Below are 15,581 nucleotides of genomic sequence, written 5' to 3' on the forward strand. Positions count from 1 at the left end.
CCCTGTAGGAGTGAGCCTGCTCGCGATAGCGGTCTGACAGTCACAGAAATGTTGATAGTCAGGCCCTCATCGCGAGCAGGCTCACTCCTACAGTCGTTTTTGGGGTACCTGTAATGGCTTGTATGGACATGTCTACCCGCGACAGCCGGGCGTTCTATCCGTCAGCCATCTCACCTCTCGTGTTTCTGTTTCGGCCCCGCGTGCCTATAATGGCTGCCTTTTTCGCCCAATGATTTTGCGGAGCTGGTGATGGCCGAACGTAAGGCGTCTGTCGAGCGCGACACTCTGGAAACCCAGATCAAAGCCTCGATCAACCTTGATGGCACCGGAAAGGCCCGATTTGATATCGGTGTTCCTTTTCTTGAGCACATGCTGGATCAGATTGCCCGTCACGGGTTGATCGACCTGGATATCGAATGCAAGGGCGATCTGCATATCGACGACCACCATACGGTGGAAGACGTCGGTATCACCCTCGGCCAGGCATTTGCCAAAGCCATTGGCGATAAAAAAGGCATCCGTCGCTACGGTCATGCCTACGTGCCGCTCGATGAAGCGCTATCGCGCGTGGTCATCGACTTCTCCGGTCGTCCAGGCCTGCAGATGCACGTGCCGTACACCCGCGCCACCGTCGGCGGTTTCGACGTTGACTTGTTCCAGGAATTCTTTCAGGGCTTCGTCAACCACGCGCTGGTCAGCCTGCACATCGACAACCTGCGTGGCACCAACACTCACCACCAGATCGAAACCGTGTTCAAGGCTTTCGGCCGCGCGCTGCGCATGGCCGTCGAGCTGGATGAGCGCATGGCCGGGCAAATGCCATCGACCAAAGGCGTTCTGTAATGCAGACGGTTGCAGTTATCGATTACGGCATGGGCAACCTGCACTCGGTGGCCAAAGCCCTCGAGCACGTCGGCGCCGGTAAAGTGCTGATCACCAGCGATGCGGCGGTGATTCGTGAAGCTGACCGTGTGGTGTTCCCCGGTGTTGGCGCAATTCGCGATTGCATGGCAGAGATCCGTCGCCTCGGCTTCGACTCGCTGGTGCGCGAAGTCAGTCAGGATCGTCCGTTTCTCGGCATCTGTGTCGGCATGCAAGCCTTGCTCGACACCAGCGAAGAGAACGACGGCGTCGACTGCATCGGCCTGTTCCCGGGCGCGGTGAAGTTCTTCGGCAAAGACCTGCATGAAGACGGCGAACACCTGAAAGTCCCGCACATGGGCTGGAACGAGGTGAAGCAGAAGGTCAGCCACCCGTTGTGGCACGACATTCCGGACATGGCGCGTTTCTACTTCGTGCACAGCTACTACATCGCTGCCGCCAATGCGCGGCAGGTGGTTGGCGGCGGTCACTACGGTGTCGATTTCGCTGCGGCGCTGGCCGATGGCTCGCGTTTCGCCGTGCAGTTCCACCCGGAGAAAAGCCATACCCATGGCCTGCAATTGCTGCAGAACTTCGCCGCGTGGGACGGTCGCTGGTAAATGGCTGCCAAGAAGTCCAAACCGCCGATCCTGACCCTCACTCCCGAGCAGGAGAACGAGGCCAATCGCAAGATTCAGCGGTTCATGGAAGACCGTTTCGAACTCGATCTGGGTTCGTTCGAAGCGGCGGAAATTCTTGAGCTGTTTACCCGCGAAATTGCTCCGCACTATTACAACAGGGCGATTTTCGATGTGCAGACCCACCTCAAAGAGCGGTTTGAAAGCATCGAAAGCGACCTGTGGGCGCTCGAGAAAAACTGATTTCCGAGCCAAGCTGAACATTCAAATTTGAAGGTTTGCCAGATGCTGATTATTCCCGCTATCGATCTTAAAGACGGTGCCTGCGTACGTCTGCGCCAGGGCCGCATGGAAGATTCCACAGTGTTCTCCGATGACCCGGTGAGCATGGCTGCCAAGTGGGTGGAGGGCGGTTGCCGCCGTCTGCATCTGGTCGATCTGAACGGCGCGTTCGAGGGCCAGCCAGTCAACGGCGAAGTGGTCACCGCAATTGCCAAGCGCTATCCGACTTTGCCGATCCAGATCGGCGGCGGCATCCGTTCGCTGGAAACCATCGAGCACTACGTCAAGGCTGGCGTGAGCTACGTAATCATCGGCACCAAAGCCGTTAAAGATCCGGCGTTCGTCGCTGAAGCGTGCCGTGCGTTCCCGGGCAAGATCATCGTCGGTCTGGATGCCAAAGACGGTTTCGTCGCCACCGATGGCTGGGCTGAAATCAGCACCGTGCAGGTCATTGATCTGGCCAAGCAGTTTGAAGCCGATGGCGTCTCCTCGATCGTTTATACCGACATCGCCAAAGACGGCATGATGCAGGGCTGCAACGTACCGTTCACCGCTGCGCTGGCCGCTGCCACCAAGATCCCGGTGATCGCGTCCGGCGGCATCCACAATCTGGGTGACATCAAGTCGCTGCTCGAAGCCAAGGCGCCGGGCATCATCGGTGCAATCACTGGCCGGGCGATCTACGAAGGCACCCTCGACGTCGCCGAAGCGCAAGCTTTCTGCGATTCGTACCAAGGCTGAGGACTGACCATGGCGCTGGCCAAACGCATCATCCCTTGCCTGGACGTGGACAACGGCCGGGTCGTCAAAGGTGTGAAATTCGAGAACATCCGCGACGCCGGTGACCCGGTGGAAATCGCCCGTCGCTATGACGAGCAGGGTGCCGACGAGATTACTTTTCTCGACATCACCGCCAGCGTCGATGGCCGCGACACCACGCTGCATACCGTCGAGCGCATGGCCAGCCAGGTGTTTATCCCGCTGACTGTCGGCGGTGGCGTGCGTACCGTGCAAGACATTCGCAATCTGCTGAATGCCGGCGCGGACAAGGTGTCGATCAACACCGCGGCGGTGTTCAACCCTGAGTTCGTCGGCGAAGCCGCGCAGCATTTCGGCTCGCAATGCATCGTTGTCGCCATCGATGCGAAGAAGGTCTCCGGCCCGGGCGAAACCCCGCGCTGGGAAATCTTCACCCACGGCGGGCGCAAGCCAACCGGCCTCGACGCGGTTGAGTGGGCGAAGAAAATGGAAGGCCTCGGCGCTGGCGAGATCCTGCTGACCAGCATGGATCAGGACGGCATGAAAAACGGCTTCGACCTCGGTGTCACCCGCGCTATCAGCGATGCGCTGGGCATTCCGGTGATCGCTTCCGGCGGTGTCGGTAACTTGCAGCATCTGGCCGACGGCATCCTTGAAGGCCACGCCAGTGCAGTCTTGGCGGCGAGCATTTTCCACTTCGGCGAATACACCGTTCAGGAAGCCAAGGCCTACATGGCCAAACGCGGCATCGTGATGCGCTAAGCTCAAAATCGATACAGGCCAGTGGACACCATGGCGCACCCAAGGCACTCTTGGGCACGCCATGGATTCCGGTAGCCCGACATGATCAAACGCCTGCTTCTTGTTCTCGCCAGCGCCTCGATGTTGTTCATCAACACGGCCCGCGCCGAAACCAGTCCCGACACCGATCTGGTGCTCCTCACCGAAAATTTCCCGCCGTACAACATGGCGAAAGATGGCAAGAACTTCGCCAAAGGCGAGAACATCAATGGCATCGCCGCCGATATCGTGCGCGAGATGTTCAAGCGTGCCGACGTCACCTATAGCCTGACCCTGCGTTTTCCATGGGAGCGTGTCTATAAGCTCGCGCTGGAAAACCCCGGTTATGGCGCCTTTGTGATGGCGCGCTTGCCGGACCGCGAAAAACTCTTCAAATGGGTTGGCCCCATCGGTCCTGATGACTGGATCATGCTGGCCAAGGCTGACAGCAAGATCACCCTGGAAACCCTCAATGACGCGCGCAAGTACAAGGTCGGTGCCTACAAGGGCGACGCAATTGCCGAGACACTGACCAAACAAGGCCTGAAGCCGATTGTGGTGCTGCGCGATCAGGACAACGCGAAGAAACTGGTCAATGGACAGATTGATCTGTGGGCTACCGGCGATCCTGCCGGGCGCTATCTGGCTCGGCAGGATGGGGTCACCGGCCTGAAGACCGTGCTGCGCTTCAACAGTGCCGAGTTGTACCTGGCGCTGAACAAAGATGTCTCCGACGAAGTCGTCGCCAGGCTTCAGGCTGCGCTGGATCAGTTGCGCAAGGAAGGTGTGGTCGACGAAATCATGGCGCGCTATCTATAGCGACAGCCAGGTCCGGTGATTGCTGCGCGCTGGCGTTGGCGTCATCGATGTGCGGTGCTGCCGGGGTGTCTGTCGTCAGTGGCGGGCACCCACTGACGACCTCGACGGATTCCGGCGGATACTGCGTCAACAGAACGCTGGAATCATCGGTGTAGCCAAAGTCGACCGCCACTTGAGTGCCGTCTTCCCGTACCAACTCGTAATGGCTCTGCAGCTGATAAACCGCGACGGCGGTTTGCTCCGGCGCCATGACAATCACCACTTGAGGTCGTAGCTCGTTCCAGCCGCTGGAAGACGTTTCGGTGTGGGTCAAAGTCTTCGGCAGGCAGGCTGAGAATTTTGTAATGCGGATATCACTGAGAGGCACGGTCGGCCAGGCTTTGACGATTTCAATGGCAGTAAAACGATGGAACATACGCATCGTCACCGCGTTTTGCGAACGTGGCGCGGTCCATTTGACGGCCCGATACTTGTCCGATTCATTGTGCTCGTGACCAATGAGCACGTATTCGTCAGTTCTTTTCAGTTCGTAGTAGGGCGAATTGCGAAATTGTTCGCCGGAATGAACATGATCTCGCACTGCAAACCATGGCAGCCGGGCAATCTGGGTGACTGTGGCGGGTTCGCGTGCGGCGGGCTTCGCGTAGCCGGTGAGGGTTGGAATTTGCGGCGATGCGCTGACTTGCAGCGGGATTTGCATGCGCAAGCCGTAAGCCGTTGAAGGCGCAGCAGGCTTGCTGTAGCCCTGGACGCCCACGAAGGTGCCGGGTGCAAAATGGATGTCGCCTGCGGCGGCAGTCGACGGTTCGATGCCAAAGGCGCTGAAACTGAGCTTGGCACCGCTGCCCTTGTCATTCCAGATCAGCTCGCCGACGTTCGCTGCGATAACCAGGTCGAGCCTGACGCAGCGTACCGAGTTCAACGAAGGTTTGTAGTGATCGTTGGAACACACCAGCCCCAATGCGACGTAACCGACAGGGGCCAAAGGTCGCCAGATCGACATGCGCGTGACACTCGGCGCTCCGGTTTCTTTCCAGACCAGTTCAAAATCGACAGGGCGGGCCAGTGCCTTTCCGTTAGGGCTTACGGCCCCTTTCATATCTTTCTCGCAGACCACGGCGGCGACCATTTCGCCATTGATACTGGTGTCGCCGGGAATGAGCACATCGCCCAGCGGAAAGTAGCCTGGCAATGCATCCGGAGCAGGGGTGGGGCGCCAGAACGTGGCGGGTTTTGCTTTTGATCCGTTGGTGCTCCAGACCCGGTGAAACTCCGTAGTGAAGTTGATCAGCAGATTGTCCTGCATGATCGGTTCCATCTGCTTGGGATGCGCTGCGGTGTTGTCTTCGATAGTCATGATGATTCCTGATAGTTGAAAGCGACGCGAGGGCGTCACGACCTGTTGCAGGTCGCACTATCGGGAAAGGGGATGGTTGTCGGGTGGTAACTATGTATGTGTCAGCGTCACAAAGTGCTACCGATACACGCCGTCCTTGCCATGGCCAGCCATGGCGCGATTGCTGCGTACGCTGATCATCTGTTTGATATCGATCCACTCGATGCCCTGAGCCTTCAACTTCGGCAATTCGCGCTCCAGCACCGCCAGCGTCTGCGGATACGGATGGCCGATCATCACCGCCGAACCCTGTTTGCGCGCCAGGTTGATTGCAGTTTGCAGTTGCGTGTAGATCGCCGCTTCAGTGCGTTCGTCATCGAGAAACACGTCCCGTGACACACTCGCCAGATCGATCTTCTGCGCCTGCTGCGCGGCGACGGTCTGTGCGCTGGTGCGGCTGTCGACGAAAAACTTGTGACGGCGCTGCAATTCGCCCATCAACCATGCCATCGCCACTGGCTGCGCGGTCATGCGGCTGCCCATGTGATTGTTGATGCCAGCGGTATAGGGGACCATTTTGAACGCGGCGTTCAGGCGTTTTTCCAGTTCTTCGAGCGGGAGTTCGGGGTGCCAGGCATATGGCCCAGTGGCCGGGTCCATCGGCATGTGCAGGATGACGATTTTGCCAGCGCGATGGGCTTCGCGGGCAAACTCGGTGGCGTGTGGGGTGTCGGGCATGATCGCCGTGGTCACCGGGCCGGGCAGGGCCAGCACGCGGCGATCCCGGGGCAGGTTTTGCCCCAGGTCGTCAATGATCAGTGTCAGGAAGGCTTTGTGTGGCTTTGGGCTGGCGGGCTCTGCGTGAGCAGCACCCGCCAGACAGCACAACAGAACGAAGACGAAACGCAGTGACATCCTCAACGGCCGGACGTAATGCTCAGGCCTTTGAGCAGGCTCAGGGCCTGGGCCAGTTGGTAATCGTCATCCTGCGGCATCGCTTTGGCCTTGCCGCCGGAACCGCTCGGTTTGTCCGCACCGCCGTTGCCGTTGCCCAAGTGACCTTGCAGGTCGGCTTCCTTGAAGTAGTCGCCATCGGCCTCGCTGGTGATCTTGGCCTTGCGCACTTCGATGTCCGGAACGATGCCCTGCGCCTGGATCGAGCGACCATTTGGCGTGAAGTACAGCGCCGTGGTGATCTTCAGTGCGCGGTCGTTGTTCAGCGGCAGCACGGTTTGCACCGAGCCTTTGCCGAAACTGGTGGTGCCCATGACCACGGCACGTTTCTGATCCTGCAGGGCGCCGGCGACGATTTCCGAGGCCGAGGCGCTGCCACCGTTAATCAACACGACCATCGGCACCGCTTCGCTTTCGTCTTTACCGGTGGCCGAGAAGCGCAGCTCGGAGTTGGCGATGCGGCCTTTGGTGTAGACGATCAGGCCTTTGGTGATGAAGTGGTCGACCACTTCGACCGCCGCCTGCAACACGCCGCCCGGGTTGTTGCGCAAGTCGAGAATGATGCCGTTGAGCTTCTTGCCGTTGTCCTTGCGCAGCTTGGCCAGAGCCTTGGAGACCTCTTCGCCGGTCTTGACCTGGAACTGGGTGATGCGGATATACGCATAGCCGGTTTCCAGCAATTGCGCCTTGACGCTCTTCACCTGAATCACTGCGCGGGCGAGGGTCACGTCGAACGGCGTGCCGCCATCGCGTACCAGCGTCAGAGTGATTTTCTGGCCGATCTTGCCGCGCATCTTGTCGACGGCTTCGGTCATGGTCTGGCCGCGCGTTGGCTGGCCGTTGATCTTGACGATGAAGTCGCCGGCCTGAATGCCGGCCTTCGACGCTGGGGTGTCGTCGATTGGCGAGACGACTTTGATGAAACCGTCTTCGGCGCCGACTTCAATGCCCAAACCGCCGAATTCACCGCTGGTGCTTTCCTGCAGCTCGGTGAAATCTTCCGGGCCCAGATAGGCCGAATGCGGATCAAGGTTGCTGAGCATGCCCTTGATCGCGTTTTCCAGCAGGGTCTTGTCGTCCACCGGCTCGACGTAAGCGGCTTTGATCCGGTCCATGACCTCGGCAAAGGTGCGCAACTCTTCCAGCGGCAGCGGTGCCTTGGAGGTCGCGGCAGTGCCTGCCGGAGCGACGGCCGGGGCCGGTTGCGCGGCAAACGCCAGAGGCGCGCCGATCACCAGAGCGATCGTCAGGGCCAGCGAGGTAAGGCGGGACAAATGCAGCATGTCGAACGAACTCCTGAATTAGGCGGCACGCTTATCCTTGCGCGCGGCACCATTGTGCTGGATCACTCGGGTGACCCTGCTGACGAATTGCGAAATACAGCGCTGGTGTGTCCTGACCGCCACTGTTACCGACAGTGGAGATCGACTCACCGGCTTTAACCACGTCCCCAGCCGACTTGAGCAGCGTCTGGTTGTGACCGTAAAGACTCAGAAAACCGTTGCCGTGATCAAGGATCACCAGCAGCCCGGCACCGCGCAACCAGTCGGCGAAGACCACGCGACCGCCATGCACGGCATGCACCTGGCTGCCGGCGGAGGCGCTGATCATCACGCCGTCCCACTTGGTCCGGGCGTCGTCGCCACGGCTTTCGCCGAAGCGTGCCAGCAGTCGACCATCAACCGGCCAAGGAAGTTTTCCCCGGGTTGCAGCAAAAGGGCCACCGAAGGTCTCGCCGCTGCTGGAAACCAGCGCGCCGGGAGTGGATCTGACTGGTTTTCGTGGGGCGTCGCTGTTTTCAGCCTGCGCCTCACGCAAACGCTTTTTTTCCGCTTCCTGCTGGGCGATCAGCGCTTTCTGTCGCGCTTCTTCTGCCTCACGAGCCTGGCGCGCCAGGGTTTCTTCAATGGTTTTAAGGACTTTAGACAGATCTGCCTGATCCTGCTCACGCGCGGCGAGTTTCTGATCGCGGGCCTTCACGTCGTCGTTGAGCTTGGCGAGGACTTGCTGACGTTCCTTGCGAACATTTTCCAGTTCGTCGCGCTGGGTATCGAGGCTGCTTTTCTGCACCAGCAATTGCGCCTGCTGGGCGGCAATGTCTTTTTCGACATTGGCCAGTTGGCGCAGGGTTTCGTTGAAGTTCTTCAACTGCTCCAGGCGGGCCTGGCTCAGGTAATCGTAATAGGTGAGGGTACGGGCGAATTTCTCGGGATTCTGCTGGTTGAGCAGCAGCTTGAGGTATTCCTGCCGACCGTTCTGATAGGCCGCTCGGGCCTGAATGGCGATCAGTCGCTGCTGTTCAGTGCGCGCGCTCTGGAGTTTTTTTTTCTCTGCATCGAGCCGCTGCAGCTCGGATTCGCTTTTCTGCAGTTCTTTCTGCAGCGCATCGACCTGTTTCTGCAGCTTGCCCAACTCGGTTTCAGTGCCCTTGAGCTCTTTCTGTACGCCGGACTTTTCTTCCTGGACTTTGCTCAGCAGCTTTTTCAGCTCGGCAATGTCCTGACGCGTGGCGTCCAACTGCTGTTGGGTTTGCGCGCGCTCGTCAGCGAAGGCCGGTTGGAGCAGGCAGGTCAGAGCGAGGGCGATCAGGACGCGGAGCATAGAGGCGGGCGGCACCAGGGTAAGGGACGGCCTAGTATGCCCGCCCGAGGCTGCAAAAAAAACGCCCAATTGGGGCTGTGTGATAACTGGACCAAGCAATACACCGAATTCCATTTCGAAAACTCCATAAACCACTGTGGGAGCTGCGGTGCGACGATTCGACTTGCCAGCGATGGCGTCTGCACATTCAACATAGATGTTGGCTGTCAGATTGCTATCGCTGGCAAGCCAGCTCCCACAGGGTTTTGCGGTGTTTTGGCGATCGAGGTCAGACCAGGATAGAAGTGCCGGTCATTTCCGCAGGTTTTTCCAGGCCCAGCAGTTTCAGCATGGTCGGCGCCACATCCGCCAGCACGCCGCCTTCACGGACTTTCAGGTCGCGCTTGCCGACATAAATGAACGGCACCGGCTCGGTGGTGTGCGCGGTGTGCGCCTGGCCGGTGGATTCATCGGCCATTTGCTCGACATTGCCATGGTCAGCGGTAATCAGCGCTTCGCCACCCACTTTTTCCAGTGCTTCGACAATGCGACCGACGCAGGTATCGAGGCATTCCACCGCCTTCACCGCTGCGTCAAACACGCCGCTGTGGCCGACCATGTCGCCGTTGGCGTAGTTGACCACGATCACGTCATAACGCTGGTTTTCGATGGCGTCGACGATACGGTCGGTGACTTCCGGTGCGCTCATTTCCGGCTGCAGGTCGTAGGTAGCGACTTTCGGCGACGGAATCAGGATGCGCTCTTCGCCCGGGAACGGTTCTTCGCGACCTCCGGAGAAGAAGAAGGTCACGTGGGCGTATTTTTCGGTTTCAGCGATGCGCAGCTGGGTTTTGCCGTTCTTCGCCAAGTAGTCGCCCAGCACGTTTTCCAGGCTGCCCGCAGCGAATGCCGACGGAGCCGGAATGCTGGCGGCGTATTGGGTCAGCATGACGAAACCGGCCAGTTTCGGCTGGCGTGCGCGTTCGAAATCCTTGAAGTCGTCTTCGACGAATACGCGGGTCAGCTCACGGGCACGGTCGGCGCGGAAGTTCATGAACACCACGGCGTCGCCGTCTTCGACTTTCACTGGCTCACCGATGGACGTGGCTTTGACGAATTCGTCGCTCTCGCCACGGGCATAAGCGGCTTCAAGGCCTTCCTGCGCCGTGGCAGCGTTGAATTCGCTGTTGCCATCGACGATCAGGTTGTACGCCTGAGCGACGCGATCCCAACGGTTGTCACGGTCCATGGCGAAGTAACGGCCGATGATGCTGGCGATGCGGCCCTTGCCGAGCGCCTGGAAGGTCGCATCAAGCAGCTCGATCGACGATGCCGCGCTTTTCGGCGGTGTGTCGCGGCCATCGAGGAAGGCGTGCAGGTAGATTTTTTCGGCGCCGCGCTTGAACGCCAGTTCGGCCATGGCGATCAGGTGATCCTGATGGCTATGTACGCCGCCATCGGACAGCAGACCCATGAAGTGCACGGCTTTGCCAGCGGCCACGGCTTTATCCACAGCGGCGCAGATGGTCGGGTTCTCGAAGAACTCGCCGTCGCGAATCGATTTGGTCACACGCGTGAAGTCCTGATACACCACGCGACCGGCGCCAAGATTCATGTGGCCGACTTCGGAGTTGCCCATCTGGCCGTCCGGCAGGCCGACGTCCATGCCGCTGCCCGAGATCAAGCCGTTTGGCACGCTGGCCCAGAGGCGATCGAGAACAGGCTTCTTCGCCGCGAAAACGGCGTTGGATTCGGGGCTGTCGCTGTGACCGAAGCCGTCGAGAATCATCAGGACCAAAGGTTTAGGCGTAGTCGTCATGGAATCCACTCGTGGCTAATAAAGAAGAGGGCGATGGAAAAGGGAGTTGGAGTTTAAAGCTAAGTTCCGACCGCGTCACCGCCGGACGGGGTTTGGCCGACCATAGTGGCTGTGTATACTGGCCGACATTTTAACGCCCTGGAACCTCCTTCGATGGTTGCTCACCTGATTGAATTTGCCACTAACCACTACATTCTTGTCGGTATCTTCGTCGTACTGCTGGCTCTGCTGCTGGCGCACACGATGCAGGGCGGCGGTAAAAGCCTGAGCACCGGCGAGCTGACCGCGCTGGTCAACAAAGATGCAGGCGTGGTGGTGGACATCCGTCCGGCCAAGGATTTCGCTGCCGGCCATATCGTTGGCGCGGTGAACATTCCCCAGGACAAACTGGCTGCGCGCGTTGCCGAGCTGGAAAAGCACAAGGCCAAGACCATCATTCTGGTCGACGCCCTGGGCCAGACCGCCGGCACCCACGCCCGCGAACTGATGAAATCCGGCTTCACCGCCGCCAAGCTGTCCGGCGGGATTTCCAGCTGGAAAGGCGACAACCTGCCGCTGGTGAAGTGATATGAGCGAAGTCATCGTCTACTCCAGCGACTACTGCCCTTATTGCTCCCGAGCCAAGTATTTGCTCGAGAACAAAGGCGTGGCCTTCAAAGAGATCAAGGTCGATGGCAAGCCGCAGGTGCGCGCCGAAATGACCCAGAAAGCCGGACGCACGTCCGTGCCGCAGATCTGGATCGGCAGCAAGCACATCGGCGGTTGTGACGATTTGTATGCCCTGGAGCGCGCCGGCAAGCTCGACGCGCTGCTCAAGGCCTGAACGGCTGCACCCACGTACAGCAATCCCTTAAAGACCCGAGATCAGAAAGGATCTGAGATGACTGACCAACAGAACACTGCAGCCAGCGAAGAAGAAACCGCACCGCAATTCTCCTTGCAGCGCATCTACGTACGCGACCTGTCCTTTGAAGCCCCGAAAAGCCCGGCGATCTTCCGCCAGCAGTGGGATCCGGCGGTCGCACTGGATCTGAACACTCGCCAGAAAGCACTGGAAGGTGATTTCTACGAAGTTGTGCTGACCCTGTCCGTCACCGTGAAAAACGGTGAAGAAGTCGCCTTCATCGCTGAAGTGCAACAGGCCGGTATCTTCCTGATCAAGAACCTCGATGCGGCTTCGATGAGCCACACCCTGGGTGCGTTCTGCCCGAACATTCTGTTCCCGTACGCGCGCGAAACCCTGGACAGCCTGGTGACCCGTGGTTCGTTCCCGGCGCTGATGCTGGCCCCGGTGAACTTCGACGCCCTGTACGCGCAAGAGCTGCAGCGCATGCAGGAAAGCGGCGAGACGCCAACCGTTCAGTAAGACGGTTCAGCAACACCCCATGTGGGAGCGAGCCTGCTCGCGAAGAGGCGTGTCAGATGACAGTTTTGTCGACTGATACACCGCTTTCGCGAGCAGGCTCGCTCCCACATTTGTTTTGTGATGTTACTTGAAGTCGTTCTGGCGCCAGGCTTCGTACACTGCGACCGCAACGGTGTTGGACAGGTTCAGGCTGCGGCAGCCTTCGCGCATCGGCAGGCGCAGGCGCTGTTCCGGCGGCAGCGCGTCGAGCACTTCCGGCGGCAGGCCACGGCTTTCCGGGCCGAAGATGAACGCATCGCCAGGAACAAACGCGGCATCATGAAACGGCCGCGAGCCTTTGGTGGTGAACGCGAACAGCCGCGGGTTGCCAAGGCTTTCCAGGCAACTGGCCAAGTCTGCGTGACGCTGCAGCGTGGCATATTCGTGATAGTCGAGACCGGCGCGGCGCAAGCGCTTGTCGTCCATCTCGAAGCCCAGCGGTTCGATCAAATGCAGGTGGCAGCCGCTATTGGCGCACAGCCTGATAACGTTGCCGGTATTCGGCGGAATTTCTGGTTGAAAAAGGATGACGTGAAACATGCACGGCTCCGAAGGTAAAGATGAGCGGCATTCTACGCCGCCTGTGGACAACCGTTCGAAACTATTGCCGCGAGTCATCGGTTCGCTGGCGATTGTCGGCGTGATGATCGGTTTGATGATCGGCCGCCTGACCACGCCGGATCCGACTGTGCTGCAACAAGTCGAGGTGTCAGAGCAGGGGTTGGTGGTGTGGTTCAACAACGAACCCAAGCTGCACGGTGAAATCATCGATGGCACGGTGGCGCTATTGTTTCAGGCGGATGGCCAGGCGCAGAAGGGGCAACTCAAGCTCAACGGCAGGGACGTGAACTGGCGCACGCGAATGAGCGATGGCGGGTTGTTGTTGACCGTATTGGCAGCGCGGCCGCTGCAGGGTAATTGGGTCGGCAGTGAGGTCGATGACCGCTGGCGGCTGGAGATACGCTTGCAAACGAACTGATCGGAGTACTGCTGTCCTTCTCGACGTACTCCTACGCTTATTGACGTCGTTTCCCACTACGCTTGTCTGCCTTTCTACTCTCCTTGAATGCTTGCGCACGCTATCGTGCGTTCCTCTTTTAAGCCGGCAGGATGCCGAAAGTCTTCGCCCCTTGCACGACTGCCAGGGGCGATTTTTTCAAGGATGAAAAAAATGCCAATAAAACCACCTGTCGGGGGCAGCACCCACGTGAAAGTGGATGCTTCGACCAGTCCAACCCGACCGGCCGACGTGGACATTCCGCTCCCCGGCCCATCGGGCCGCAGAGGTTCCGGTTCAGGACTCTCCGCCGATGATTCGCAGCCGCGTGCCGGGTCGTCCAGGGCTGTTGACGCAGATGCCACTGGTGCGACTCCGGCGGTTATTATTCACGCGACCCCCGTTGACGCACGTTTGCTCGCGCCTCAACCGACGCTGGACCATTACGTAATCAATGCCCGGGCGTTACTTCCAGAAGCCAACGGCGAAGGCTTGAGGGTTTTTAACAATCGCACCTACGCTGAAGTGGCCGATGGCGATTTTGTCCATGTCGCCGTGGACCCCGAGACGGGACTGCATCGGGCCCGACGGCCAAGTGAGTTGCTTTTGGGGCCGGTGATGCTGCGTGACGCCGATAGCGGTTTTTGGTACCCGCGTACGGTCGTTGAGCCAACTACCCGAGCGCAGGTTCGAAGCTACCTTCCGAAAGCGACCGATCAACACGCGGATGACTTTATCGCCCGGTTTGGTGACAAGGATGTGGCAGATGTGGAACTCAAGCGGATTCAGCTTGGGCTACTGCAACTGGACTACGAACACGTCAGCATCCCGGACCACCAAAATCGCATTCTAGGGAAACATGGCGTAGATGAGGCGTTTGCCATGTGGAGTACGCTGCGCAAATTGTACAAGTGGAAAAGTAAGCCTGATCAGCGGGTCTACAGCGATGGGCGGCTATCGGGTTTCAAGCTGGATATCAATCTCACGCTATGGCCAGTCGATAAGCTGCTTTCATTGAAATTCAACTCAGTCGTTTCTCTTACGTTAAGAGGTCATGCGCCGCTGAACCCTGAGGTGTTTTTTGCGCAATTTCCCAACATTGAAAGTCTGACGGTCACAAGCCAGATGATCACCAGAAGTACCTCCGATGCCTCTATGTATGAGCATGCTTACTCAAGATTCGATCTGGGTTCGCGCTTTGCCGAGCAATTAGCGAGGCTCCCCCGTTTACGAGAGTTGAACCTGCAGGATTGTGATTTTCAGGATGACTTTTCGCTGAGGGGCATGACCAGGCTGCAGGTGTTGAGGCTAGGTAAAATACAGGCGGCGAGGCTGAATCATTATCCTGACGACTTGCGCGCTAGGTTGTCTCTTCAACACCCGAGCGTCGTTTTACTAACGGATCCTGACATCTCCGGGATGACCGAGTTGCGCGTGTTGGAACTGACAGGCTCCGGAATACACCGAATCCCTATCGGGCTTGATGCCGACAACGGGCCGTCAAGGCTGGAGGTATTGCGACTGGGCGACAACGCGTTTTCTGTTGCACCTTCACTTAAAGCAATGACTGCGTTGCAGGAGCTGGATCTTTCCAACATGAGGTTGGACAGGTTTCCGGACGGCATCACCGATAAGATTCCCGGGAAAGTGTTGAATCTGGCGAACAATCGAATTGCCGCGATCCCGGAATCCATCGAACTCAGAGCGGGCTTCAGTCTCAGCGGCAATCCCATCACGGATCCGGCTTCCCTGCGGCGTCTGATACATGCGCGTATAAAAACAGGCGCCGACATCTGGCTGGGAGAGGAAAGCGCTGATCGGTCGGCAAACCTGTGGCTGCGAAATGTGCCGCCATTGGAATTACCTGAAAAACTGAAGCTCTGGGACAGCTTCGGCGGTGCAGCAAGTGACGTGATCAATGGGATTCGGAAGCTGAGTCGTACGCCTGAATTTCACGTCGAGCATCCGCTTTTGCAGCGGCGGGTGTGGTGGTTTCTGGATGCCTATACGAAGGCTGAGCCAAGCGAACAGGCAAGGATGAGGGACATTCTGCTCAATGAACCCAGCCCCGGAAAAATGCTCGACAGGCTTGAAGCACAAATACGGGAATATGACTCGGGGCGGCAAAATCAGCCCCTGCATCATTTACCCAAACGTCCGAAGCTTAATTAACGCCGGGCTGAACACCTCGGCGATTGGTGTAAAAGCGGGAATCCCTGACCTGCCTGTATCAGGGTTCCCAAAACGGGTGGACTTCGCTGTGAGCGTCGGTCCGGTGTAAAGAGGGAACCCCCGGCCTGCCTGTACCAAGGATCCCAAAAGGGTGGGCTCGTCGCGTTGCGGTATGAGCC

At 58.8% G+C, this 15,581-nt stretch carries 17 protein-coding genes; 11 read left to right on the plus strand and 6 right to left on the minus strand.

Going from position 1 to position 15,581, the window contains the following annotated elements; all coding sequences use genetic code 11:
- The first annotated feature begins 249 nt into the window (after positions 1-249).
- The 6 genes from hisB to CKW38_RS23125 all read left to right on the plus strand — a co-directional run bounded on the left by hisB (position 250) and on the right by CKW38_RS23125 (position 4,139).
- The gene (gene hisB / locus CKW38_RS23100; protein WP_007909204.1) at positions 250-843 is read left to right on the plus strand and encodes an imidazoleglycerol-phosphate dehydratase HisB; all 594 of its coding nucleotides are present in this window, start codon (positions 250-252) and stop codon (positions 841-843) included.
- Positions 843-1,481, plus strand: coding sequence for an imidazole glycerol phosphate synthase subunit HisH (gene hisH, locus CKW38_RS23105; protein WP_007909206.1), 639 nt, complete (start codon positions 843-845; stop codon positions 1,479-1,481). The genes hisB and hisH overlap by 1 nt, the downstream gene beginning before the upstream one ends.
- Entirely contained in the window at positions 1,482-1,742 is a 261-nt protein-coding gene (locus CKW38_RS23110; protein WP_003220751.1) for a DUF2164 domain-containing protein, read from the plus strand.
- A 42-nt stretch (positions 1,743-1,784) separates the two neighbouring features.
- The gene (gene hisA / locus CKW38_RS23115) at positions 1,785-2,522 is read left to right on the plus strand and encodes a 1-(5-phosphoribosyl)-5-[(5-phosphoribosylamino)methylideneamino]imidazole-4-carboxamide isomerase (RefSeq protein WP_095113964.1); all 738 of its coding nucleotides are present in this window, start codon (positions 1,785-1,787) and stop codon (positions 2,520-2,522) included.
- Between the two features lie 9 nt (positions 2,523-2,531).
- Positions 2,532-3,302: an imidazole glycerol phosphate synthase subunit HisF gene (gene hisF / locus CKW38_RS23120; RefSeq protein WP_007909211.1), complete on the plus strand. Its 771-nt coding sequence runs from the start codon at positions 2,532-2,534 to the stop codon at positions 3,300-3,302.
- Positions 3,303-3,383: 81 nt separating this feature from the next.
- Entirely contained in the window at positions 3,384-4,139 is a 756-nt protein-coding gene (locus CKW38_RS23125) for an ABC transporter substrate-binding protein (RefSeq protein ID WP_007909212.1), read from the plus strand.
- Here the strand turns inward: CKW38_RS23125 and CKW38_RS23130 are convergent.
- The 5 genes from CKW38_RS23130 to gpmI all read right to left on the minus strand — a co-directional run bounded on the left by CKW38_RS23130 (position 4,120) and on the right by gpmI (position 10,828).
- On the minus strand, positions 4,120-5,496 hold the full coding sequence (locus CKW38_RS23130; protein ID WP_095113965.1) for a Vps62-related protein: 1,377 nt from the start codon (positions 5,494-5,496) through the stop codon (positions 4,120-4,122). The two genes, CKW38_RS23125 and CKW38_RS23130, sit on opposite strands and share 20 nt — an antisense overlap.
- A gap of 117 nt (positions 5,497-5,613) precedes the next feature.
- The gene (locus CKW38_RS23135; protein WP_007909220.1) at positions 5,614-6,390 is read right to left on the minus strand and encodes a divergent polysaccharide deacetylase family protein; all 777 of its coding nucleotides are present in this window, start codon (positions 6,388-6,390) and stop codon (positions 5,614-5,616) included.
- 2 nt (positions 6,391-6,392) lie between these two features.
- Positions 6,393-7,712, minus strand: a complete 1,320-nt coding sequence (locus CKW38_RS23140; protein WP_007909222.1) for a S41 family peptidase — start codon at positions 7,710-7,712, stop codon at positions 6,393-6,395.
- 31 nt (positions 7,713-7,743) lie between these two features.
- Complete coding sequence (locus tag CKW38_RS23145; protein WP_042705011.1) at positions 7,744-9,030, minus strand: murein hydrolase activator EnvC; 1,287 nt, start codon at positions 9,028-9,030, stop codon at positions 7,744-7,746.
- Between the two features lie 268 nt (positions 9,031-9,298).
- A complete protein-coding gene (gpmI, locus tag CKW38_RS23150; RefSeq protein ID WP_095113966.1) occupies positions 9,299-10,828 on the minus strand; it encodes a 2,3-bisphosphoglycerate-independent phosphoglycerate mutase in 1,530 nt (509 codons plus the stop codon).
- Positions 10,829-10,981: 153 nt separating this feature from the next.
- Here gpmI and CKW38_RS23155 point away from each other — a divergent pair, with 153 nt between their 5' ends.
- Genes CKW38_RS23155 through secB form a run of 3 tightly spaced genes read left to right on the plus strand, consistent with a single transcriptional unit; the run spans position 10,982 to position 12,194 of the window.
- Positions 10,982-11,395, plus strand: a complete 414-nt coding sequence (locus CKW38_RS23155; RefSeq protein ID WP_016986346.1) for a rhodanese-like domain-containing protein — start codon at positions 10,982-10,984, stop codon at positions 11,393-11,395.
- Between the two features lies 1 nt (position 11,396).
- Complete coding sequence (grxC, locus tag CKW38_RS23160; protein ID WP_038359971.1) at positions 11,397-11,651, plus strand: glutaredoxin 3; 255 nt, start codon at positions 11,397-11,399, stop codon at positions 11,649-11,651.
- Positions 11,652-11,708: 57 nt separating this feature from the next.
- A complete protein-coding gene (gene secB, locus CKW38_RS23165) occupies positions 11,709-12,194 on the plus strand; it encodes a protein-export chaperone SecB (protein ID WP_007909233.1) in 486 nt (161 codons plus the stop codon).
- Positions 12,195-12,317: 123 nt separating this feature from the next.
- Here secB and CKW38_RS23170 read toward each other — a convergent pair whose 3' ends face one another.
- The gene (locus tag CKW38_RS23170) at positions 12,318-12,773 is read right to left on the minus strand and encodes a tRNA (cytidine(34)-2'-O)-methyltransferase (RefSeq protein WP_007909235.1); all 456 of its coding nucleotides are present in this window, start codon (positions 12,771-12,773) and stop codon (positions 12,318-12,320) included.
- Here CKW38_RS23170 and CKW38_RS23175 point away from each other — a divergent pair.
- Together CKW38_RS23175 and CKW38_RS23180 are read left to right on the plus strand one after the other, a co-directional pair.
- Positions 12,772-13,212: a hypothetical protein gene (locus tag CKW38_RS23175; RefSeq protein ID WP_095113967.1), complete on the plus strand. Its 441-nt coding sequence runs from the start codon at positions 12,772-12,774 to the stop codon at positions 13,210-13,212. The two genes, CKW38_RS23170 and CKW38_RS23175, sit on opposite strands and share 2 nt — an antisense overlap.
- Before the next feature lie 192 nt (positions 13,213-13,404).
- A complete protein-coding gene (locus tag CKW38_RS23180; RefSeq protein ID WP_256588443.1) occupies positions 13,405-15,402 on the plus strand; it encodes a leucine-rich repeat domain-containing protein in 1,998 nt (665 codons plus the stop codon).
- Positions 15,403-15,581: the final 179 nt, after the last annotated feature.

The organism is Pseudomonas sp. Irchel 3H7, assembly GCF_900187605.1.
Classification (GTDB): Bacteria; Pseudomonadota; Gammaproteobacteria; order Pseudomonadales; family Pseudomonadaceae; genus Aquipseudomonas.